The sequence below is a fragment of the Flavobacterium piscisymbiosum genome (assembly GCF_020905295.1).
Classification (GTDB): domain Bacteria; phylum Bacteroidota; class Bacteroidia; order Flavobacteriales; family Flavobacteriaceae; genus Flavobacterium; species Flavobacterium piscisymbiosum.
On record NZ_JAJJMM010000001.1, the window covers coordinates 5567207 to 5588460 of the forward strand.

At 33.0% G+C, this 21254-nt stretch carries 21 protein-coding genes and 1 tRNA gene; 14 read left to right on the forward strand and 8 right to left on the reverse strand.

Translation table 11 applies throughout. From position 1 onward, the window contains the following. Positions 1–25 precede the first annotated feature (25 nt). Positions 26–757 (reverse strand): outer membrane beta-barrel protein, encoded by a 732-nt coding sequence (locus LNP81_RS23415; RefSeq protein WP_230039682.1) that lies wholly within the window; start codon positions 755–757, stop codon positions 26–28. A 14-nt stretch (positions 758–771) separates the two neighbouring features. Then, on the reverse strand, positions 772–1473 hold the full coding sequence (locus tag LNP81_RS23420) for an outer membrane beta-barrel protein (protein WP_230039683.1): 702 nt from the start codon (positions 1471–1473) through the stop codon (positions 772–774). Between the two features lie 398 nt (positions 1474–1871). Between LNP81_RS23420 and LNP81_RS23425 the strand changes: the two genes are divergently transcribed. Together LNP81_RS23425 and LNP81_RS23430 are read left to right on the forward strand one after the other, a co-directional pair. Beyond that, positions 1872–2618: a hypothetical protein gene (locus tag LNP81_RS23425; RefSeq protein ID WP_230039684.1), complete on the forward strand. Its 747-nt coding sequence runs from the start codon at positions 1872–1874 to the stop codon at positions 2616–2618. A gap of 20 nt (positions 2619–2638) precedes the next feature. Next, positions 2639–3415: a ThuA domain-containing protein gene (locus tag LNP81_RS23430; RefSeq protein ID WP_230039685.1), complete on the forward strand. Its 777-nt coding sequence runs from the start codon at positions 2639–2641 to the stop codon at positions 3413–3415. A gap of 14 nt (positions 3416–3429) precedes the next feature. Here the strand turns inward: LNP81_RS23430 and LNP81_RS23435 are convergent, their stop codons facing one another. Further along, positions 3430–4260 carry a phospholipase A gene (locus LNP81_RS23435; protein WP_230039686.1) on the reverse strand — a complete coding sequence of 277 codons (831 nt, stop codon included), beginning with the start codon at positions 4258–4260 and terminating at the stop codon, positions 3430–3432. Between the two features lie 385 nt (positions 4261–4645). Between LNP81_RS23435 and LNP81_RS23440 the strand changes: the two genes are divergently transcribed. The 3 genes from LNP81_RS23440 to LNP81_RS23450 all read left to right on the forward strand — a co-directional run bounded on the left by LNP81_RS23440 (position 4646) and on the right by LNP81_RS23450 (position 7969). Beyond that, positions 4646–5221: a hypothetical protein gene (locus LNP81_RS23440; RefSeq protein ID WP_230039687.1), complete on the forward strand. Its 576-nt coding sequence runs from the start codon at positions 4646–4648 to the stop codon at positions 5219–5221. Positions 5222–5224: 3 nt separating this feature from the next. Next, positions 5225–7345 (forward strand): cation:proton antiporter, encoded by a 2121-nt coding sequence (locus LNP81_RS23445; RefSeq protein WP_230039688.1) that lies wholly within the window; start codon positions 5225–5227, stop codon positions 7343–7345. A gap of 66 nt (positions 7346–7411) precedes the next feature. Further along, a complete protein-coding gene (locus tag LNP81_RS23450; protein ID WP_230039689.1) occupies positions 7412–7969 on the forward strand; it encodes an STM3941 family protein in 558 nt (185 codons plus the stop codon). Between the two features lie 53 nt (positions 7970–8022). On the opposite strand, the gene LNP81_RS23455 is transcribed toward LNP81_RS23450, so the two are convergent. Beyond that, positions 8023–9039: a hypothetical protein gene (locus tag LNP81_RS23455; protein WP_230039690.1), complete on the reverse strand. Its 1017-nt coding sequence runs from the start codon at positions 9037–9039 to the stop codon at positions 8023–8025. Positions 9040–9231: 192 nt separating this feature from the next. Here LNP81_RS23455 and LNP81_RS23460 point away from each other — a divergent pair, with 192 nt between their 5' ends. From LNP81_RS23460 to LNP81_RS23500, 9 genes are all read left to right on the forward strand, one after another. After that, a complete protein-coding gene (locus tag LNP81_RS23460) occupies positions 9232–9747 on the forward strand; it encodes an RNA polymerase sigma factor (protein WP_230039691.1) in 516 nt (171 codons plus the stop codon). A 49-nt stretch (positions 9748–9796) separates the two neighbouring features. Then, positions 9797–10696: a FecR family protein gene (locus tag LNP81_RS23465; protein WP_230039692.1), complete on the forward strand. Its 900-nt coding sequence runs from the start codon at positions 9797–9799 to the stop codon at positions 10694–10696. A gap of 27 nt (positions 10697–10723) precedes the next feature. Beyond that, positions 10724–13231, forward strand: a complete 2508-nt coding sequence (locus LNP81_RS23470) for a carboxypeptidase-like regulatory domain-containing protein (RefSeq protein WP_230039693.1) — start codon at positions 10724–10726, stop codon at positions 13229–13231. Between the two features lie 160 nt (positions 13232–13391). After that, a complete protein-coding gene (locus LNP81_RS23475; RefSeq protein ID WP_230039694.1) occupies positions 13392–14267 on the forward strand; it encodes a COG4315 family predicted lipoprotein in 876 nt (291 codons plus the stop codon). A gap of 117 nt (positions 14268–14384) precedes the next feature. Next, entirely contained in the window at positions 14385–14789 is a 405-nt protein-coding gene (locus LNP81_RS23480; RefSeq protein WP_230039695.1) for an OB-fold putative lipoprotein, read from the forward strand. Positions 14790–14796: 7 nt separating this feature from the next. After that, positions 14797–15639, forward strand: coding sequence for a DUF5777 family beta-barrel protein (locus LNP81_RS23485; RefSeq protein WP_230039696.1), 843 nt, complete (start codon positions 14797–14799; stop codon positions 15637–15639). Positions 15640–15653: 14 nt separating this feature from the next. Then, positions 15654–16052, forward strand: coding sequence for a cytochrome c (locus LNP81_RS23490; protein WP_230039697.1), 399 nt, complete (start codon positions 15654–15656; stop codon positions 16050–16052). 5 nt (positions 16053–16057) lie between these two features. After that, on the forward strand, positions 16058–16612 hold the full coding sequence (locus tag LNP81_RS23495; RefSeq protein ID WP_230039698.1) for a YceI family protein: 555 nt from the start codon (positions 16058–16060) through the stop codon (positions 16610–16612). A gap of 157 nt (positions 16613–16769) precedes the next feature. Then, on the forward strand, positions 16770–17171 hold the full coding sequence (locus LNP81_RS23500) for a hypothetical protein (protein WP_230039699.1): 402 nt from the start codon (positions 16770–16772) through the stop codon (positions 17169–17171). Between the two features lie 399 nt (positions 17172–17570). On the opposite strand, the gene LNP81_RS23505 is transcribed toward LNP81_RS23500, so the two are convergent. The 4 genes from LNP81_RS23505 to istB all read right to left on the reverse strand — a co-directional run bounded on the left by LNP81_RS23505 (position 17571) and on the right by istB (position 21250). Then, positions 17571–17643, reverse strand: a tRNA-Glu gene (locus LNP81_RS23505). A gap of 344 nt (positions 17644–17987) precedes the next feature. Next, a complete protein-coding gene (locus LNP81_RS23510) occupies positions 17988–19019 on the reverse strand; it encodes a hypothetical protein (RefSeq protein ID WP_230039700.1) in 1032 nt (343 codons plus the stop codon). 6 nt (positions 19020–19025) lie between these two features. Beyond that, complete coding sequence (locus LNP81_RS23515; RefSeq protein ID WP_230039701.1) at positions 19026–20357, reverse strand: AAA family ATPase; 1332 nt, start codon at positions 20355–20357, stop codon at positions 19026–19028. A 155-nt stretch (positions 20358–20512) separates the two neighbouring features. Next, entirely contained in the window at positions 20513–21250 is a 738-nt protein-coding gene (istB, locus tag LNP81_RS23520; RefSeq protein WP_056251131.1) for an IS21-like element helper ATPase IstB, read from the reverse strand. Between the last annotated feature and the right edge of the window lie 4 nt (positions 21251–21254).

The window sequence follows — 21254 nt, forward strand, 5'->3', positions numbered from 1 at the left end:
TGTTTTTAAAATGATGAGCGACTTTTTAGAAATTGGCTAAATCATCAAAATCAAAAGAGTAACCAATAATAAGTGAAATACTATTGATTTTGTTTTTATTCTCGCTGTAACGGTGTCCGTTTTCTTCGGTAGCTAAAGCATCTGTAAGTCCCAAAGTATAACGCGCTCCTATCGAAAGTCTCGAATTGAACTCGTATCCTGCAGATAACAAACCGTAGAAATAGTTTTTCCCTGTTAGTGATTCTTTCAATACTTTTTGCACATTAGCATCCGGCTCAAAATAAGTACCTGAATCAGCAAATATTTCCTGGGCATTCGAACTGTATTTTATATTATCACTGGCAATATTAAATCCTACGTAAGGTCCTGCACCAATATAAAAACCTTCAACAGGATAATATTTAAATTGCGCACCCACATTTAGATAACTGTATCCAAAAGTCATGGTATATTTAAGTCCTTTAATATCTTCATATTTTAAATCCGTACTCTGACCTGAATAAGATAATTCTGTCTGAATACTCACTTTGGCATAAGGATATTTCCAGTTGATCATGATACCGGCCGTTCCTCCAAATTTTCCTTCTTCTTTTAAAGTGTATCCTTCATAAATTCCTTTTGGCACAATTACATCAGGAAGATTAGACATTTTAGAATAAATTCCTCCTGCAAAAAGACCATAAGTAATCTCTCTGTCACCTTGTGCAAACAGCGATTTTGTGCTTACTAATAAAAGAAGCAAAATAATTTTTTTCATGTTTTTTATTGAAATTACCATTGATGAAAACTATAACCTAAAGAAAAGCAAATGACACTGCTTTTATTTTGATTTTCGATAAACTGAAAGGAAGAAGAATTACTTTTTACCACATCTTTTACGCCTAGATAATAACGTAAATCGAAGTGAATACTTTGATGCAATTCATAACCTAAGGCAAAACACAAGGAGAAATCATCTGTACCGTCAAGACCATCTTTATAAAATTGTCTGGTCGCAACATCGTACATTCCTCCGGCTTCGTTGGATTTGTAAGTAACATTATTTGATGATAAACTGATGCCGTAAAATGCACCAAAACCCAGGTTTAATCCCTCGTATGGATATACTTTATACAAAGCACCAATTTGCAAATAAGAGTAATGAAGTCCTAACTCAAATTCTTTTCCTGTAGCATCGTGATAGTTTATAGTTTCTCCTGATTGCCTGAATAAAATTTCCGGCTGAATTGCGACACGCGTATCATAAAGTTTAAAGTTCAAAAAAAAACCGCCCTCTAACCCGTATCCGCCTTTACTTTCCATCACACTATTGTCGAAAGTATTATCACGGCCTTTAATGCTTTCCGGCAGATTGCTAATTCGTGAAAATAGCCCGCCAAGCTTGAGTCCATAAGTGATATTGGTCTCATTTTGGCCGTAAAGTGCAACGTTAAAAAAACAACTAAATATTAATAAGTGTAATATTACTTTCATCCGCAAAAATTTTTGCGAATGTATGTATTAATTTTCAATAAATTTTAACCAAAATATCGACCAACAACAAAATTATCCGACGAATTGATCATTTCTTAAAATTAAGCGCAAAAAGCCGTACAATTATTATAATTATGGTTTACTTATTACAAAGCTGATTTTTTTTTCACAATTGTTTATCAAAAACAGATAAAAGAAGAAAAAATATGACTTGTAGATAAACATTTTGAATTCTCCACATCAAAAATAATAAGGCTCAAATTCAAAAAAATAAAGATCACTTTGCGAAATTATCTAACTTTACTTTTCTCCTAAAAGCTAAGGCGTTCTAAAAAGAAAATAAATTTTATGGCTTTACAAACTGCGAAGACTACACCAACTTTCAATCTATTTTAATAATGAAAAAAAGAGAAAAACTAGAAATTATTAGAAAATACTATCCTGATGCATTAACGACCATTGATTTTATGAACAAAATCATTGATTATGTAGAAGAAAAACTTGATCTGGAACCCGCGCAAATAATGTTTGCTGATAGTATTTGCAGTGATGACGTAAATAGCATTCAATATCCTGTAAGAACAAATGAATTTCTGGGTCCTTTTAAAATGGGAGGATTAGACGGATTTCCTTTTACGGGATTAACCGGCATGCAGGCATTTGCGAGTCATGTTCCTGATGATGGTGCCGTTTTTATATATTACGGACCACATATTGGCATTTCGAAAGAAGGAACTATTGGTGAAATTAATAGATTTGGACAAAATAAACCTTCAGGCTGTTGCGGTGCAGCCAATGGGGCTCTAGGAAAACTAATCAATAATACCATAAAATCCGGTCATATTACAGAAATTGATTATCAGATGAATACTATTGAGCAAATTCTGTTCAGACAGAAAGAAAGAATCCTAAATGCAGAAATACCGCTTTACGAAGCAACAGAAATAATCTACGATTCGATCGATAAACGCATTGAGGAATTAGTTGCTGCTACTACTTACAATTGCAAATACGTTATTCTTGTTGGTGGTATTTTAATCAATAGTGATAGTGATATAGGTTCTTTTTCTTCGACTAAAAAATTTGAAGTTATTGATTTAAAAACTGGGCGCAGAGAAAATGCTATAACCACTATCAATCATTAAAATGGTAATTTAATAATTAAATGAAAAATTCACTAATAGTAATCTGTTTAGTAATATTCTACTTCTTTTTCCAAGCGAATTGTACTGCCCAAAAGTCAAAAAAAACGAGATTCAAAGCTTTGGTTTTATACGAAAATGGCGGACATCATCTGGCTTTTACCAAGGTGGCAAAACCCTGGCTAAACAAATTGGCTGTCGATAGCAGTTTTACAATTGATTATATTGAAAGTACCAAAACAATAAACGAAGCTCTTCTAAAAAAATATCAGGTTTTTATACAATTAGATTATCCGCCGTATACCTGGAGCGAGGAATCTATGAAAGCTTTTGAGAAATACATGAGTAATGGAAAAGGCGGATGGGTAGGATTACATCACGCTACTTTATTGGGCGAATTTGACGGATATCCTATGTGGGAATGGTTTTCTGATTTTATGGGAGGAATTCGTTTTTTAGATTATATTCCTGCCTTTGCCAATGCCAAAGTAAATATCGAAGACACATCACATCCTATAACAAAGGGAGTTCCTTCGAACTTTTTTGTAAATACCGAAGAATGGTATACGTATAACAAGAGCCCACGAGCGAATGTTCATGTACTGGCTTCTGTAGACGAATCTACTTATGAACCTGATTCAAAAATAAAAATGGGCGATCATCCTGTAGTTTGGACCAACGACCATTTTGCATCTCGAAATGTTTATATATTCATGGGACATTCGCCGGAATTATTTCAAAATGAAGCGTATACTACCCTACTTCGAAATGCTATTTTTTGGGCGGCAAGTAAAAAGTGATTTTTTAATTTATTTTAAAATATTCCCATATTTTCAGGCTTGATCGTAAAACCGATACGGACCATACTTTTGTGTTCCTGATAATCGATCAAACTTTCTGTATAACCCACAAACCATTGCAGCGTGAGATAATAATTCTCGCTTTTATACGGCCTCCAATTTACTTGTGTCTGCAAAGATCCGTAATTGATAAGTCCGCTTCCTTTCCTGAAAAGAATATCAGCGCTCCATCTTCCGGGTTGTATCTGATACGTTGCACTCGCTTCGCCATAACCCACATATTTGGTAAGTCCGGGATTATCCTCTTTATCCACAAGCGGAATCCATCCTCTTAAACCAACAATCCAACGTGGAGAAATCTGGGATTTTAAGGAAAAAGCAAGCATGTTCCAGGTTCGTGAATAAATAGAATCCCTTCCATTTGATTCATGTTCGAATGAGACACTTCCGTAAGTCAACCTATTGCCTTTTAAATAAAACGGACGAACAATCGCTACACCGGGATTAAAATTAATTTCTGAGAATGGTTTTGAACTTGCATAAATATCCCAAAACGCTTTTTGGGTATACATTAAATACGGAAAAAATCCTCCCCATAAAGGCTTTGAATTCAATCGTAATTTAAAACTTACCTGATATTTTACATCGGCAGTATTGCGGGTAATATCTGTATTGACTGGAACTCCTGTTAAAAAATAATTATCTTTATGAACAGAAAAACTGGGCTCTTTTAAAAGTGAATCTGCTGCCCGGAAATTTTTTTTCTCTTCTACAATTTGAGAAATTTGCGAATTTGATTTAATTGAAAATAAAACAAAAAAAATCAGTAGGTATTTGAAATGCATTTATGAATGGTAATTATTTTTAATTTTAAAATAAATGTACTTCATTTTAGGAAATTGCATTAACTCAATAAAAATAAGGTTGACTCAATAACTTTATGCCGATTTTTTTCAGCATTAAAATTTTCTACACAAACAGTTACTTATCCATAAAAAAAATGAAATATAATACCTTATTATAGAACTGTCTGCATATCTTTTCATACATTTTTTTGCTGCTTAATACACCAATTTTGTTCCATCAAAAATAAGCGCCACTCAATCTTAATGAGCCAAAAACGGGCTCTTTCCTAATTATTTTTAGTACCTTGTAGTACCAAAATTTCTTTTACACTGTTGAAAGTGTGAATTTTTATTTCCAAAAAACGTAATCCATAAGACCTGTTTTATGAAAAAAATCCCTCTATTATTGATCCTTACATGCCTTTTTATTTCATGTGAAAACAAAAAAGAACTTGAACTGCAAAAAAGAGAACAAGCTTTAAATGTAAGAGAAGAAAAAATAGCCGAAAAGGAATCAGACTATCAATCCCTGCTCCTGTTTCGCGACAGTATTTTTGCCTTAAAAGATACCGTAAAAGATATCACCTCGTCTATAAAAGAATGGCCGGAAAACATTCAGGGAATCTGGAACAGTAAAATGTTGTGTCGCGAATCTAACTGTAGCAAATACGTAATTGGAGATCAGCGCAACGAAACCTGGCAATTTTTATCAGATTCTACAGGAATTTATACGAATGTTTTAAACAACAAAAAGCTTATTCGGGTGTTTCAGGCAAAATATATTGATGAAAAAATATTGCTTGAATTTAAAACGGACACTATCTCTAAAAATGGTGTAAAAATAAATGTGGTTCTTGATGATATCAAAAACAATGTCATAAAAGGTACACAGACCATAACGGGACAGGATAACTGTACGGCAAGATTTTCTGTAGAACTGACTCTTCCTCAAAAAAAATAATATATGTTACTAAGTATACAACACGTAAGCCTCCCCATAGAAGATCCTCTGTTAAAATTCCTCATTGAGCTAATTATCATATTATGCATTCCGCTTTTGTTGAATAAAATAAAAGTACCGCATCTTTTGGGTCTTATTATAGCCGGAGCTGTCATAGGCCCAAACGGATTTAATGTGCTTGCCAGGGACAGCAGTGTCGTAGTAACGGGTACAACCGGACTTCTTTATATCATGTTTTTGGCAGGACTTGAAATTGACATGGGCGATTTTAAAAAGAATAAATGGAAAAGTATCACCTTTTCACTCTATACTTTTATAGTGCCTTTTGTACTGGGACTTATTGGCGGTTATTATGTCTTGCATTTTTCTGTTTTAACCACCGTACTGTTTGCCAGTCTCTTTTCGTCGCACACTCTTATTGTATATCCTATGATAAGTAAACTCGGCATCGCCAAAAAACTGGCTGTAAACATAACTGTTGGCGGAACAATGATTACAGATGTACTTTCACTGGTTGTTTTAGCCGTTGTCGTAGGTATGTCGCAAGGAGAAGTAGGAACTTCGTTTTGGGTAAAACTATCGGTTTCTATGGTGGTATTTGCTTCGATCGTTTTACTCGTATTTCCTATTATAGCGCGCTGGTTTTTTAAGAATGTCGAAGATAAAATTTCGCAGTATATATTTGTCATTGTCATGATATACCTTGCGGCTTTACTGGCAGAATTAGCCGGAATTGAAGCCATCATTGGAGCGTTCTTTGCTGGTCTTGCCCTCAACCGACTTATACCGCATACCTCATCGCTTATGAATCGCGTAGAATTTGTTGGAAACGCGATTTTCATTCCCTTCTTTCTTATAAGTGTTGGTATGCTTATCGATTTTAATGCTTTTATACAGAGTTGGGAAACGCTGGGCGTAGCTTCGATTATGCTGATAGCTTCTATTGGGGGGAAATATGCAGCCGCTATTTTGACCAAAAAAACATTTAAGCTTACCAATGACGAGGGTACGCTTATTTTTGGAATGAGCGCCGCCTCTGCTGCTGCGACATTAGCTTCTGTAATGGTAGGATACAATATTATTTTGTTCGAAAATGAAGCAGGAGAACCTGTGCGTCTTTTGAATGAACATGTACTGAACGGAAGTATTTTACTCATTCTGGTTTCCTGTACAATTTCGTCATTTGTTTCAATGGCTAGTGCTCAGCGAATCGCAGATTCAGATAAAGAAGAAACCGTTGCAGGAACAAGTCATGAAAAAGAAAAAATACTGTTGGCCTTAAATCATGAAAACACCGTTGAAAAATTAGTCAATCTGGGCTTGCTTATAAAAACACAAACCAATAAAGACAGCCTGTTTGCCGTAAATATTATCAATGAAGCTAAAAGTGAATCCTCGTCTAAAAATGCAGAAAAACTGCTTGGTGAAGCCGTAAATATGGCTGCCGGAGCAGATGTAAAACTAAATCCTATTACCCGACATGATAATGATGTAGTATTAGGAATAAGCAATGTAGTCAAAGAGCAAAGTATTACAGATCTAATCATTGGACTGGAAGAAGAAAAAGGTTTTTCATCTTCATTCACATACAATCTTTATAATGGTTATTTACGCAATAAGGAAATAAACGTCATTATATATCATGCCGTTCAACCCGTTGCCACCATAAAAAAATATGCTGTATTGATTCCTGCAAATGCAGAGCGTGAACCTGGTTTTTTTCATTCCTTATTAAGAGTATGGAATATTGGCAAAAACTCAGGTGCTAAGATGAGTTTTTATGCCAATGACAAAACAACAGAGATCTTAAAGAGCATCATTAAAAAAGCAAATATCGAAGCTGTTTTTAATCCCGTAACCGCATGGCAGGAAGCACAGGAAGCTGCTTGCAATTTAGAACAGGACGAAGGTTTGATTGTATTAATGGCAGACAGAGGCATGAATTCTTATTTTTCGCAAATGCAAAATGTACCTGAAATTTTAAACAAAAATCTAAACAACAATAATTATATCCTGATTTATCCTTTTTCGAAAATTGACAAAACCGTTACCGAAAAAAGAGCGGTAAGCAATCTGGATGATTTTGCTGACATTGGAAAAATTATCGGACGAATTTTTAAATAAAATAAAACGGCTGACCATTAAAAACAAATAAATAATTCTAAATACAAACAATCAATTAAATTTAAAATGCAGGAAATTAACGCTACAGGAAATGGAATTCAACTTTACCGAAATTCAAAAAAAACAAAAAAACTATTATTTACTTCTTTAGGAGTCTGTGTTATTCTGCTTCTTGTTATTCTTTATAGTGCCGGAATATTTGATGGTGAACTAAAAATCAAACCTCTTGTATTTTCAGCCGGAATATTTTTAGTTATGTTTATTCTTTTGCTAAAAAGCTTGCTGAGTTTAAAAGATAAAAGTCCGCTAATCGACTTAAATAAACAAAACTTCTACGGTAAAACTACACCTATGTCAAAATCATTTGGCGTCGTAAATTGGGAAGATGTTGCGGATATTCAATCTCAAAAAACCGGAGGAGATACTTTAGTAGTTGTCACTATTAATAACCCTAAAAAATACGAAGGAAGACTTTCTAAAATGCTTTGGAATATGGCTATTAACAAAGAAACCAATCAACTGACATTAATGTATTCCGCTTCTGAAATCGATGTTGATGCTAACGAGCTTTTTACTTTATTTAATAAATTCTGGAAAGAAAGTAGCTTAGTAAACACATTATAATTAGTTCATAATAACAAAACATACTTAATCCCATTCCAACTTAAGTTCTGAATTTATTTTTCAAAATAAAGATAATTAGTTCCGGTACCTACATTGCGTAATCGTACCTGCGAACCATTAAACTCAAACACCTTCCAGTTACTGTTCAATTGGGCGAGTGGCGCTGAACTAAAATTTATTTTCAATTCCCTAACACCATATTGTAGAGTAGTTTCCCATTGACCGGTTTGCGAAACTGCTCCTTTGGTAGCTACTACTGATTGGTCATTTTTAAAAACAAAAGTGTAACCATTATAAGTGGAAGTTTTTTCTGAATCGGCAAAATAATACGGAATATCCCAGGAACCATTAGTAAGAGTTGCAACAAAATCGACTGTTACCACGTTATTTTCCGGACAGTAGTCAATAGCATATTTGATTGCATTTTCGAACTCCTGATTATTGGTAATTGATTTTGTCTGATTCTTGTAATCAGTAATCGAAATTGGATATTGTAAGGCAATATACTGACTGCCGTTTAGGTTTTTTATAAAATTAAAAAAAGCCTGATCACTTACAATAGATACAGAACTCGCTATCTGGTTAGCGCTATTATAACTATTAATCGTTATGGGATATTTGATATTTAGTCCGTTTATTTTAGATAAAAGATCAGGATAAAGATTCCAGTAATTAATCAATTCATTAAAATCTGCTTCGTTGGGAATCACTTTCTGAATGTAGTTATAGTACACCATCGTTACAGGAAAATCTATTTTTACAATATCATCATCATACGTACTTGCGTTGATATTGTCTGTTACTTTTTGATAATCTGCTGTTGTATTAACTGCAATCTGTACATTATTTACAGTTACGGTGTATGGAAGTTTTATGGTACAATAAGTCGATCCATCAATCATATTATCCTGCACGGTGCTTACCATAGCTACCCTTTGCAAATAAGTCGTAAGAGGAGATGTACTGGTAACCGTTCCTTGCGCATTAGAATCCTGCTCTTCTGAATCATTCTGACAGGAGCAAATAAGCAGTAAAACAGCCAGGAATAAATATTTTTTTAAAGCGAACATATTTATATTTTTACAAATGTAATAAAATTTAAAAGATACGGGGTTTTAATATAACGCCAGGTTTCTCTCTTCTTCAATACTAAATTATCAAAAGCCAATAGCATTTTATTCTTCTATAAAACAATCAGCTATGCTTTTACCCTACTTAAATTAAAAACAAATACTTTTGCGTCGTACAAATCGAAAATCTAAATGCCACCAAAAAATCAATCGAATACTTGCGATGAAATATTTTTTTCATCTTTCTTCAAAAGTCATGTAAAAGCGCTACGAAATTTTCTTTTCTACAAATTTGGCAGCTTAGACCAGGCAGAAGATATTACTCAGGAAGCATTTGTAAAGCTTTGGCAAAACTGCGCGTCAGTACCACTCGAAAAAGCAAAATCGTACCTTTATACAATTGCAAATAACAGCAGTCTTAATGCAATAGCGCACCAAAAAGTGGTTTTGAGATATGAAAAAAACTTCACGGGTTTGGATAAAACAAATGAAAGTCCGGAATATCTTTTGGAAGAAAAACAATTTCAGTCGAAACTTTTAAAAGCCATCGAAGACTTAAACGAAAAACAACGCACAGCTTTTTTGATGCATCGAATAGACGGTAAAAAATACAGTGAAATTGCCTTAGAATTAAACATCAGCGTAAAGGCTGTAGAAAAACGCATTCATTTGGCTTTGTTAAGTCTGCGTAAAGAAATTGATTTATAAAAGTAGGGTAAATTTAGTTCCAATTGTTTTAATAAATAATACTAGTACAATGAAAAAAAATCGCTTATTAGCAAAATGGCTCAATGATGATTTATCTCCCGATGAATTAGCTGAATTTGAGGCAGGTCCCGATTTTGAAAAGTATCAAAAGATAAAAAATTACACCAATCATTTAGAAATAAGTGATTTGGATGAAAACGCCATGTTGTCTAACATTTTGGCGCAGAAAAAAACGACCCCAAAAGTGGTTCCTTTGTATAAAAAATGGCTATTTAAAGCGGCTGCAATATTTGTTTTAGCACTTGGAATTACTTTCGCCATGAAATTTTTGGTTCCTCAAACACATAAAGCAGATTTTGGAGAAAAAACTACTTTTTCTTTACCTGATAATTCTGAAGTGGTACTAAACTCAGGTTCTGAAATCAATTATAAAAAATGGAACTGGGACAATAACAGGCATCTCGAGCTTAAAGGAGAAGCGTATTTTAGAGTTGCCAAAGGCCGACGATTTGAAGTTCAAACCCTTCTTGGAAAAGTAACCGTTTTAGGGACTCAATTTAACGTAAAAGCCCGAAAAAATAGGTTTGATGTAGTGTGTTATGAAGGGCGTGTGAAGGTAAATTATGGCAACACTCAAATTCTATTGACTCACGGACAAAGCGTAAGTTTTGAAAATGGAAAAGAAATTAAAATGACTGTAAATTCATTGAAGCCGGAATGGACACAAAATCAAATATGTTTTTATAAAGAAAACATAAGAAGCCTTCTGGACGAAGTTGAAAGACAGTATAATATTAAAATTGAATTAAACACCAAGGACAGCATCGCTTTATTTACCGGAAAATTACCGGCAAAAGATTTAAATACAGCCTTACAGATTATTAGTACAACCTATCATTTAGAGTCTAAAAAAGTCTCTGAAAATAAAGTAATTTTTGACGAAAAATAAATGCTGCGCCCCAGACAATTTCATTTTTTGTTTTTTTTCTTCCTCCTTGTCTTTAATCTTTTTGGTCAGGACAAAGGAAAAGCTGTGCCTTTTAAAAAAATAATAATTGACATTGAAAAACAGCATGGGGTTGGTTTTAATTATACCGAAGACAATATTGCCGGCCTGGAATTAAATCCTCCGAAACAATCACTTTCTTTAAATCAGAAATTGGAATATCTTGCTAAAAAAACCAATTTATCCTTTGAAAACATAGGCAATAAATTCATTAATATTTATAAAAAAGAGAGCGAACAAAATAGAATCTGCGGATATATTTTATCTGCTTTGGATAAAAAAACCATCGAAAACGCCAATATTACTTTAGCTAATAAAACTCAAACCACAACAGATTCAAAAGGTTATTTTGAACTTTTTAAAGAGGAAAAAAATACTATTTTAATTAGTCACGTTGGTTTTGTTTCTAAAAGAATTACAGCAGGAAGTTCAGAATCTAAAAATTGTCTTCAGATAATATTAGAACCTGAAATCACAGAACTTCAGGAGATAAAAACAACAGCTATTCTGGCTTCGGGAATTTCAAAAAATGCCGATGGATCACTGGAAATTAAACCCAAAAAATTTGGTATTCTACCTGGGCTTATCGAGCCGGACGCTTTACAAACCATGCAGCAGATTCCAGGTGTAAACAGTCTGGATGAAAGTGTATCAAGCATCAATGTACGCGGAGGAACGCACGACCAGAATTTATTTGTATGGAATGGAATACGAATGTTTCAAACAGGACATTTCTTTGGTTTAATATCGGTTTTTAACCCAAATCTTGCTCATACTATTTCTATTTACAAAAATGGAAGTTCTGCTTTTTACGGAGAAAGTGTTTCGAGCGTTGTTGCTATTTCCTCCAATCCTCAAACAGAGGAAAAAAATGCTTTTAGCGCCGGAATCAATATGATTAATGCCGATGTTTACACGAAGTACAATATTTCGAAAAAGAGTTATATCGAAATTTCGGCGCGCAAATCAATTACTGATTTTGTCGAAACACCTACTTATAAGGAATATTTTGATAAAATATTTCAAAACACAACCATTACTGATTTTTCGCAAAACCAAAACATCAATTACCAAAGCGATAAAAAATTTGGTTTTTATGATGCTACGCTAAAATATGCCCAAAAAATAGGATCTAAAGATCAGTTAATTTTAGATTTGATTACCATAAAAGACAATCTGGAAGTTTTTCAAAGCGCAACCGTATATGACATAAACAAATCTGAAAATAATATTTTACGCCAACAAAATTACGGTGGAAATTTGTCATGGAAAAGAAACTGGAACAACTTTAATACCACTAAAATTAATGTTTATAATTCTTCTTATGAGCTTTTTGCCAACCAAAAAACTACCCTTGACGAACAAGTTGTCACACAAGAAAACAGAGTAAACAATAATGGGTTAAATCTGGAGAATAATCATGTTATTAGCCCAAAATTTATCATTAACGACGGCTATCAGTACAATGAAATTGGGATTACCAATCTGGAGCAGGTACAAAATCCTGATTTTTATCGCAGAGTTAAAGATGTACTGAGAACACACTCCTTTATTGCAGAAGGAAAATACAACGACACGATTTCCAGAATCTATTTTAAAGCCGGAAGCCGAGTTAATTATATTGAAAAATTTAAAAAATTCATTGTAGAACCCCGCATGCAATTTAGTTATGGCATTAATAAAAATCTTAATTTAGAATTGCTGGGCGAACTCAAAAGTCAAAATTCACAACAAATAATTGATTTACAAAAAGATTACTTTGGCATTGAAAAAAGGCGTTGGATTGTTTCTAACAATACGACAATTCCTATTCAAAGAAGCAGGCAGATATCCTTGAATTTATTTTATCAAAAAAATGACTGGCTGCTGGACATCGAAAATTTTTATAAAAAAGTAAAAGGAATTACAACTTCCAGCCAGGGTTTTCAGAACCAGTTGGAGTTTGTTCGTACAACTGGAGATTACGAAGTATGGGGAACAGAAATGCTGATTCAGAAAAAAATGGATCACTTTCTAACCTGGCTAAGTTATACCTATAACCATAATAATTATCATTTTGCTAATTATGAATATCCAAGTTTTCCCAACAATTATCAGTTAATGCATACAGTATCGTGGGCAGGAATTTACGAGAAAAATAATTTTAAAATTGCTTTGGGAACAAAATGGTCTTCGGGCAGACCAAAAACATCACCTGACCTTTCTCAATTTAATCTTTCAGATCCTGTTTTGGTATACAACAGACCCAACAATACGAACCTGCATATTTTTTCGCAGGTAAACATCTCCTCTACTTATAAATGGGAAGCTGGTAACGGAATTCAGTACAAATTAGGAATCTCCATCTTAAATATCCTTAACAGGAAAAACGAAATCAGTGAATATTACAGAATAAGTTCTCTAACTAATTCTGTAGAAGAAGTTGAAACATTCGCCCTGCAAAGAACTCCAAATGTGAGTTTTAGGATTTCATTATAACCCGGAGAATCCAGGGTTAATTTAAGCTCCATATTTTTTTCTGCTTTTTTTTAAAAAAATAATAATTCTTTGGTAGGGTAATCTGCACCAAGGCTGTTTTACTATTGAATCCTATGAAAAGAGGAAAAAAAGTAACTCCCTTAACCTAATCAAAAGAACAATGAAATTAAAACAAATCAAACTCGCTATGGTTGCTGTTGCAACAACATTTTTTGTAAGCTGTAGTAGTGACAATAATAATGATACTACTCCTACCACTGAAACAAAAAAAGAAGTCAGCCTGTCTACAAGTACAACATTAGGCTCTTATCTTTCAGACAAGGATGGAAAATCTTTGTACTTTTTCTCAACAGATGCTCAAGACAAGGTAACTTGTACAGGAGGATGTGAACTCGTTTGGCCTCCTTTTTACCTTGACAATTTAACTGCCGATAAATTAGGTACAGGATTAACATTCTCAGATTTTGCTACGATAACTACTGCATCTGGTAAAAAACAAGTGACTTATAAAGGATGGCCTTTGTATTATTATGCACCAAATGTAAACGGAACCAACACAACAGAAGCTGCCGGTAAAACAACAGGAGACGGAGTTGGTGGTGTTTGGTTTATTGCCAAACCAGACTATTCGATTATGATTGTACGAAGCCAGCTTGTAGGACACGATACTAAAAACTACAAATCAGATTATACTGTGGGAGATGGTTTAACAACTTATTTTACAGATGCTAAAGGAATCACCTTATATACTTTTAAGAATGATAACTTCAAGAAAAACAATTTTACAAAAGCTGATTTTTCAAACAATGGGGTTTGGCCTATTTATGAAACAGATAAAATTGTTGTCCCTTCTGTATTGGATAAATCTAAATTTTCTGTTATCACTGTTTTTGGCAAATCTCAACTTACTTACAACGGCTGGCCATTGTACTATTTTGGACAGGATGCAAGCGTAAGAGGCTCAAATAAAGGAATTAGTTTTCCTGCCCCGGGAGTTTGGCCTGTACCGGTGAAAGACTCACCTCTTGCAATCTAAGAACGATTCATTTTAGGAAATTCCCTTTAGTATACTCCATTTTAAATTAGTCCAATGCAGATTGGACTGATTTTAAATAAAAGGATAATACCTGTACCTAAATAAATTAAGTAAAATATGAAACCAAAAAGAATCGCATTTTTAATTGCGGCCTTATTGATCATCGTCTCTGCGGGCATTTATTTTTATTACGGATTTCTTTTTAAGGAAGCGCGAAATATAGCATCAGAGAAACCCGATTTCAGTATAACGGCCGAAAAATTACTTGAACAGTACAACTCTGATCCAAAAAAAGCTGATGTCTTGTATCTCAATAAAACTATTGAAATCACAGGTACGGTAACCAAAGAAACCGATTCTGTTATTACAATCGAAAACACTGTTTTTTGTCTGTTTACCAAAAAAATAAAAGAAAAACATCTCGATGATAAAGTAACGGTAAAAGGAAAATGTATTGGGTATGATGAACTTTTTCAGGAAGTTAAACTAGACCAGTGCACTTTTAATAAACCAAACAATTAAACCAATTATGAAGAAATTTTTAGCCTCACTCTGCCTACTTCTCGCTACTGTGGCATACTCGCAGGATGATTTGCTTAAGGATCTGGATTCTACTCAGGTAGAAGAAAGTTATTCTACGGCAACTTTTAAAGCCTTACAGCTCGTAACCCTACAGACCACAAAAATGGCTGCAAAAAAGGAGTTTTATTTTGTAGTCTCTCACCGTTTTGGTACCGTCAAAGATGGTTTTGACAGCTTTTTTGGTCTTGATAACGCAACTACGAAACTGGGTGGTATTTATGGGGTTACAGATTGGTTATCTGTAAGTCTTTCCAGACATACCTTAAACAAAATGTACGAAACGGGATTAAAATATCGAATGATGAGACAAAATGCCAATTTTCCTGTAGACATAGTTGGATACAGTGTTGCCGACATCAATACTTTTTTAGAAAAAGATCAGTATCCGGGATTAGAATTTAAGCATCGCATGACTTATGTACAGCAGCTTTTGATATCCAGAAAAGTTAGCGAAAAGCTGTCACTGGAAATAGTTCCTTCATTTGTACATAAAAACCTTTACAATCCGGCTATTGAAAACGACAATCAATTTTCTTTTGGTGGAGGCGGCCGCTATAAAATCACTAAAAGATTATCAGTCAATTTAGAGTACATGCACAATTTTGATAAACCAGACTTTTATAAAAATCCATTATCTGTAGGTCTTGATGTAGAAACAGGCGGACACGTTTTTCAACTCATATTTACCAATTCACAATCTATGAGTGAGAGCGGATACCTTACTAATGCGTCGGGTGACTGGGGTAAAGGTGATTTCTTTTTCGGATTTAATCTATACAGAGTATTTTAAAAAAACAATAAACTATGAAAAAAATAATAGCACTTACCTTTTTACTCGCTGCATTTGCAAGCTGTAGTGATTCGGATACCTATCAGGATATTGAAACACCACCCGATACAGTAACCCCTCCGGGACCAGGAACACCAGACCCTGACCCAGTAGCCACATTTAGTTATACTAAAAATGCCAAAGCTGTTATTGATGCCAATTGTATCGGTTGCCACCAAAGCGGAAGATCTGCAGGTTTCAGGCCTCTGACTACTTATGCAGAGGTAAAATCTGCGGTTGAAAACGCCGGTTTATTAAACCGAATTCAATTGCAAAGCGGACAACAGGGTATCATGCCTCAGGCAGGAAGAATGTCTCAGGCAAATATTGATATCATTGTAAAATGGAATACGGACGGTCTAAAAGAAAATTAATGATCATGAAAAAAACATATATTCATTTTTTTGTATTGGTGCTGCTTATTGCTGCAAATACAAGCGGATTTGCACAAAAATTAATCACAAAAACAGGTACTATCAAATTTCAGGCTTCTACACCTTCTAACGAAGAAGTTGCTGCAGAAAATAAAAGTGTGTCTGCCGTTCTGGAACAGTCTACAGGTGATTTTGCTGCTTTGATTCTTATAAAAGGTTTTCGTTTTAAAGTAGCTTTAATGGAAGAACATTTTAACGAAAATTACATGGAATCTGAAAAATTCTCAAAAGCGACTTTCAAAGGTAAAATAGAGGATTTTGATATTTCTAAAATTACAAATACAGCTAAAAACTTCACTTTAAAAGGGGATCTTACCATTCATGGAAAAACAAAACCTGTAACAGTAAGCGTAAAAATTTCAAAAGCTGCTAACGGAGTTAATGCTACAGGTTTATTTGAAGTAAAACCGGAAGATTTTGACATCGAAATACCCAATCTTGTGAGAAAAAAAATTGCTGATAAAATAAAAATCAACTACAATTTTTTATTAACTAAATGATCGTTAAAAAAAAAGAAAATAATTAGATAATAAAAACTACCCACCAATTATTATCTACATTTATTTTTTTGATTTGGAAGATCACTAAACATGACTAATGCCCTGAGGTCAGTTTTATATTAAGCTGACCTCTTTTTTTAACTTCAATTCAAATTAAATGATCTGCAAAAATTATGTTGTTACCGGAGAAGATGTGAATGATTTTATGGTCATGGAAAGCGCTTCCTACATTGCATATACAGTTCGATTATTGTATCATTTTTTGTTTTGCCATGGTTTTTCAAAAGAAAAACTCAATACACTGCATCTTGTTCTTCAGGAAGGAAATCATGTATTGGTTTGCCATAAAGACCTGATGTTTACCGAGCATTTTTTTGTAGAATTAAAACATTGTTACATAGCTGAAAAAATCAACATTAAAAGCAGTTTTTTCAACTCAAAAAATGAATGTTGTGCAGAAGTTACCAAAGAAGTAACATGGTTCGACTCTCTTAGAGGAGAGGTTATTGATGCTCCTAAACAAATCCTTCGTCATTTTAATACAGGTTCAGGAGCATAATCTTTGAATTATTAAAAATCTATATGCTCTTTATACATATAAGCTTTTCTATATCCGAATTAAAATATAATTGAACTGTTTTTTATTTTGATTCTCTCACAATTCTCCAACGATCAAAGCTGCAATCGTACTTATACCCCAAATCACACATTTCTCTAATCCATTTCCTCAAGTTTTCATTCATTATTAATTTATCCGGTTCTGCCAGAAATTACAAAAAAGAGTTTGCAGTCCCAGAAGGATTGCAACAATAGGTCACAAACCCGCATCAATTCTATCTTTCAGTAATTTCAAAAACCGTTTTGCCACGGTTTTACCACATTTTTTTGATCGATTTTACAAACAGTAAAATTATAGAAAACAAAAGACCCACTCAAATTGAGTGGTATTTTTATGTGAACGCAGAAGGATTCAAACCTTTGATCGTCCCGATTGAAAATCGGGATGCTCTATCAAGCTGAGCTACGCACTTAAACCATTTAGATATAAAACAAAAATACCACTCAAATTGAGTGGTATTTTTATGTGAACGCAGAAGGAGCGAATACGAACCTTTTACTTGAAGACCTAAAAATTTTAGCCGACTCTTTTGACGAGGTTTTGTAATTCAAAAGTATTATACCGCTTTCCCATTCATCCTATATTAATATGTTAGAAGACGTCTGGATATTCAAACAAAAAATAGCGTAAAATTTACAAACATTTTTTACTTGTTTCTAAGCCTGTAGTTTTCGTTCGCATATACATGAAGAAAACGATTATATTTCGTTTATAAATGAATTTGTTCCATAGTTAAAAATTACGAAACTGTAATTTTTATAGACTATTTATATCCTTTTCTATCAATCGATATCTATCTTTTACATCTTCACCTTGATAATAATTTAGTAAATCTTCTTTCGTTAAAGTACCATCCGACAAGAATTTTTTGAGATATTGTTGATTAAACTCCATTAATAAGATGCTTTTTTCCAGCTGTTTAAGGATAACTTTATTATTATCAATATTATTTTGAACCAAGTTTTTTATAGTTGTTATTTCGTTAATGTCTTTTATAAGGCGATTGACTAAAATCACCAATAAATCCTTATCTAATTCGACCTGTTTGGAATTCAATGCAATATCTCTCGCCAGCATGTAAGCAATTGTCAAATTGGAATAATCTCCTTTTTGAGAATTAATAATAGCAACTAATCCAACTCCAGAGATATATCCAACATTTTCAAACACCCGAAGAACAGAATTGTCTACTAAAGAAATATCAAATATAATGAGACTTACTTTTGAATCTCTGTTAGCTTGAGCTTCGAGTAATTGGCTCCAAGCTGTATCGGTCTTTCTTGTAAATAAATCTTTAGTTTCAATATCTCCCAAACGGACACTCTTGTCGAATTTACATTCAATAGCGATTCTAAGATTTACATTACCATCTATCTCACAAATAATATCACCTGTTTTATTTCTTGGAATACTCCCGGCATTATTCCCTGTGAGTATGGCCCGATCTTTTAGTTTTTTCTCTGAAAAATACTGATTGAGAAAATCGGCTATTTCTTCCTCAGCCAAAATACCTTTGATTGACGATTTATAAAATAGCTCTTTCTTCATATCAAAAATCATTTTCAAACTTTCCAATTCTGTACCAAGTTCATTACTTGTCTTGGCAAGAAATGCTGACATGCGATCTTCCATTAAAGCTAAAACACCTATATAAATTGCTCGAAGCAGTTTTTCGTCTCTTTCAAACACTGGAAGATTGTCAAAATAATTAAAAACGATTTGATTTTCTATTTCGAATTCTTTTATTTCGATTCGTCTTAGTTGTTGGTTTATTTTTATTGTTGACATATTGTTTTACTTGATTATAGAATTTACTAAAGCTTCATAGTGAAGTTTATCTTTCTTTTTGATGTAAGTTACTAATTCTTTACACGCTATCGGAATATCTGCCATATATTCACTTTGCTTACCTATTCTATCAATATTATCTAAATGGCTAAAAAAATGAAAAGGTTTACAGATTCTCTTTGAAACTTCTGGTGTAAAAATTCTTTCTGCTCTTCGATCTACATTTTCAGAACTAGGAAATTTTGTTAGTGTATACATTTCCAAAAAACGTCTCAAAATATTAGGGATAATTAATAATTTATCCGAATTAAGAGGCTTTCTAAGTTTATTAAAATCATATATTTCTTTAAATAAGTAGTGATATTCAGAAGAATATTTGTCAAAAATATCAGGTAATATTTTTATTTCAGATGTATTGTAAGCTCTATTTCTTTCAATAAAATATCTAGACTCTTTTTTATTTAAAGGTAATTCTTTTAGAAGGTTGAAAAACTCAAAATTATGAGAAGAAAAGAATAATTGTTTACATGTTATATCCCATTGACCATTTATATTTTTATTTGAAAACAACATTTCTTTTAACAATGAATTAATTTGAAAAATATGATTACCATCTAGACTCGAAATAGGGTCATCAATAAACATTATATAGTCTTTGAATTTTCCTTTCGATTCTAATGCTTTAATAGAAACCAGAAAGTGAGAAAATGCTATTGCTGTTTTTTCTCCTTCACTTAGATTCGACGCATTTTCATTGTTTCTTAATAAAATAAATTTTTTAGATTGTTCATCTAATTTTATTTCAATATCATTTCTGCTTAGAAAACTTTGAATAAAATAAGTATACTGTTCAGCTCCTTCTTTGTCACTTTCTTTAAGTGATTCATAACTTTCTATTTCTCTCTCTAACCTTTGTATTTTTTGGTCTAGCTTTTCTATTTCAAAAAGTGCTTTTTCGTATTTGTTTTCTTTTGAAAGGTATTTTTCTGTTTTCAAAAAAGAAGCAACTAGATGATCAATTAATTTTCCTCTTTCCTGATTAATTATAAAATTGAAATTGCTCGAAAATTCGTTGTTTTTTTTGATAAGGTTATTAAGTTGTTCTATTAACGAAATATTAATTTTGATATTAAATGAAGGTATTGGTTTGACCTTTGTATATAAATTATTACTTATTTTAAGATCCAACTTAAGAATTATATTATTTAAATACTTTTTATATTTAGATAACATTTCGTCCAACTTACTTTTAATCTCTATGTAATCATTAGTAAAACCTAAATTCAAATCATTGCTACTTGACGGAAAATTGATATTTTGTATTTTGTTTAATTGCAAATTCCGGTTATATTGATCACCCCATTCCGTTTTAAAGTGAGCACCTGATTCCAGTTCAAAATGACCACCTAATTCCGGAGCAAAATGACCACCTCCGTTTTGATTAAAAACTATATTTTTTCATCTGTTAATTAGTATTCAAATATAATAAAATATCACTCTTTGTTTATTCCTCTTTTCTTTCTCATCGATTCTCCATGTAATTCAAGCCTGTGAGATTGGTGTATAAGTCTGTCTAATATTGCATCGGCTATCGTTTTTTCTCCAATTATATCATACCAGCCCTGAACTGGGATTTGTGATGTCACGATTATAGAGCCGTTATTATGCCTGTCCTCTATGATCTCTAAAAGAGTAATTCGGTTATGGCTGTCAAGTGCCTGGAGTCCAAAATCATCAAGTATTATAACATCCTGTCTTTGTATTTTGGTAAGTTCCCGCAGATAAGTGCCATCTGCTTTAGCCATTTTTAGTCTAGCAAACAATTTTGAGGTATTAAAATAACTTACCTTAAAACCCTGTATACAGGCTTGATAACCTAATGCGGTACCTAAATAACTTTTACCGACCCCGGTACTTCCAGTGATTAAAATGTTTTCATTTTTCTCTATAAATTCGCATTCTGCCAGACGCAGTACCATGTTTCTGTCCAGATTACGTGATACATCAAAATTGATACTTTCAATATTTGATTTGTAATGGAATTTGGCATTAGTGATACTTCGTTCAATACGACGATTGTACCTTTCATCCCATTCTGCATCAATAATCATCGATACAAACTGGTCAAGGGTATAATGATCTGTTTTTCCGCTTTCAATGGCTGTTTTAAAAGCATTAAACATGCCATAAAGCTTCATTTGTTTCATTTTGGTTACTGTGGATTCATTCATTTTT

Bases quoted from the DNA above. Each gene is read 5' to 3' on its own strand.
- LNP81_RS23445 (WP_230039688.1), top strand. From the start codon at position 5,225: ATGTTACTAAGTATACAACACGTAAGCCTCCCCATAGAAGATCCTCTG.
- LNP81_RS23495 (WP_230039698.1), top strand. From the start codon at position 16,058: ATGAAAAAAACATATATTCATTTTTTTGTATTGGTGCTGCTTATTGCT.
- LNP81_RS23465 (WP_230039692.1), top strand. From the start codon at position 9,797: ATGAAAAAAAATCGCTTATTAGCAAAATGGCTCAATGATGATTTATCT.
- istB (WP_056251131.1), bottom strand. From the start codon at position 21,250: ATGAATGAATCCACAGTAACCAAAATGAAACAAATGAAGCTTTATGGC.
- LNP81_RS23480 (WP_230039695.1), top strand. From the start codon at position 14,385: ATGAAACCAAAAAGAATCGCATTTTTAATTGCGGCCTTATTGATCATC.
- LNP81_RS23440 (WP_230039687.1), top strand. From the start codon at position 4,646: ATGAAAAAAATCCCTCTATTATTGATCCTTACATGCCTTTTTATTTCA.
- LNP81_RS23450 (WP_230039689.1), top strand. From the start codon at position 7,412: ATGCAGGAAATTAACGCTACAGGAAATGGAATTCAACTTTACCGAAAT.
- LNP81_RS23430 (WP_230039685.1), top strand. From the start codon at position 2,639: ATGAAAAATTCACTAATAGTAATCTGTTTAGTAATATTCTACTTCTTT.
- LNP81_RS23460 (WP_230039691.1), top strand. From the start codon at position 9,232: ATGCCACCAAAAAATCAATCGAATACTTGCGATGAAATATTTTTTTCA.
- LNP81_RS23475 (WP_230039694.1), top strand. From the start codon at position 13,392: ATGAAATTAAAACAAATCAAACTCGCTATGGTTGCTGTTGCAACAACA.
- LNP81_RS23455 (WP_230039690.1), bottom strand. From the start codon at position 9,039: ATGTTCGCTTTAAAAAAATATTTATTCCTGGCTGTTTTACTGCTTATT.
- LNP81_RS23510 (WP_230039700.1), bottom strand. From the start codon at position 19,019: ATGTCAACAATAAAAATAAACCAACAACTAAGACGAATCGAAATAAAA.
- LNP81_RS23435 (WP_230039686.1), bottom strand. From the start codon at position 4,260: ATGCATTTCAAATACCTACTGATTTTTTTTGTTTTATTTTCAATTAAA.
- LNP81_RS23420 (WP_230039683.1), bottom strand. From the start codon at position 1,473: ATGAAAGTAATATTACACTTATTAATATTTAGTTGTTTTTTTAACGTT.
- LNP81_RS23425 (WP_230039684.1), top strand. From the start codon at position 1,872: ATGAAAAAAAGAGAAAAACTAGAAATTATTAGAAAATACTATCCTGAT.
- LNP81_RS23485 (WP_230039696.1), top strand. From the start codon at position 14,797: ATGAAGAAATTTTTAGCCTCACTCTGCCTACTTCTCGCTACTGTGGCA.
- LNP81_RS23500 (WP_230039699.1), top strand. From the start codon at position 16,770: ATGATCTGCAAAAATTATGTTGTTACCGGAGAAGATGTGAATGATTTT.
- LNP81_RS23415 (WP_230039682.1), bottom strand. From the start codon at position 757: ATGAAAAAAATTATTTTGCTTCTTTTATTAGTAAGCACAAAATCGCTG.
- LNP81_RS23490 (WP_230039697.1), top strand. From the start codon at position 15,654: ATGAAAAAAATAATAGCACTTACCTTTTTACTCGCTGCATTTGCAAGC.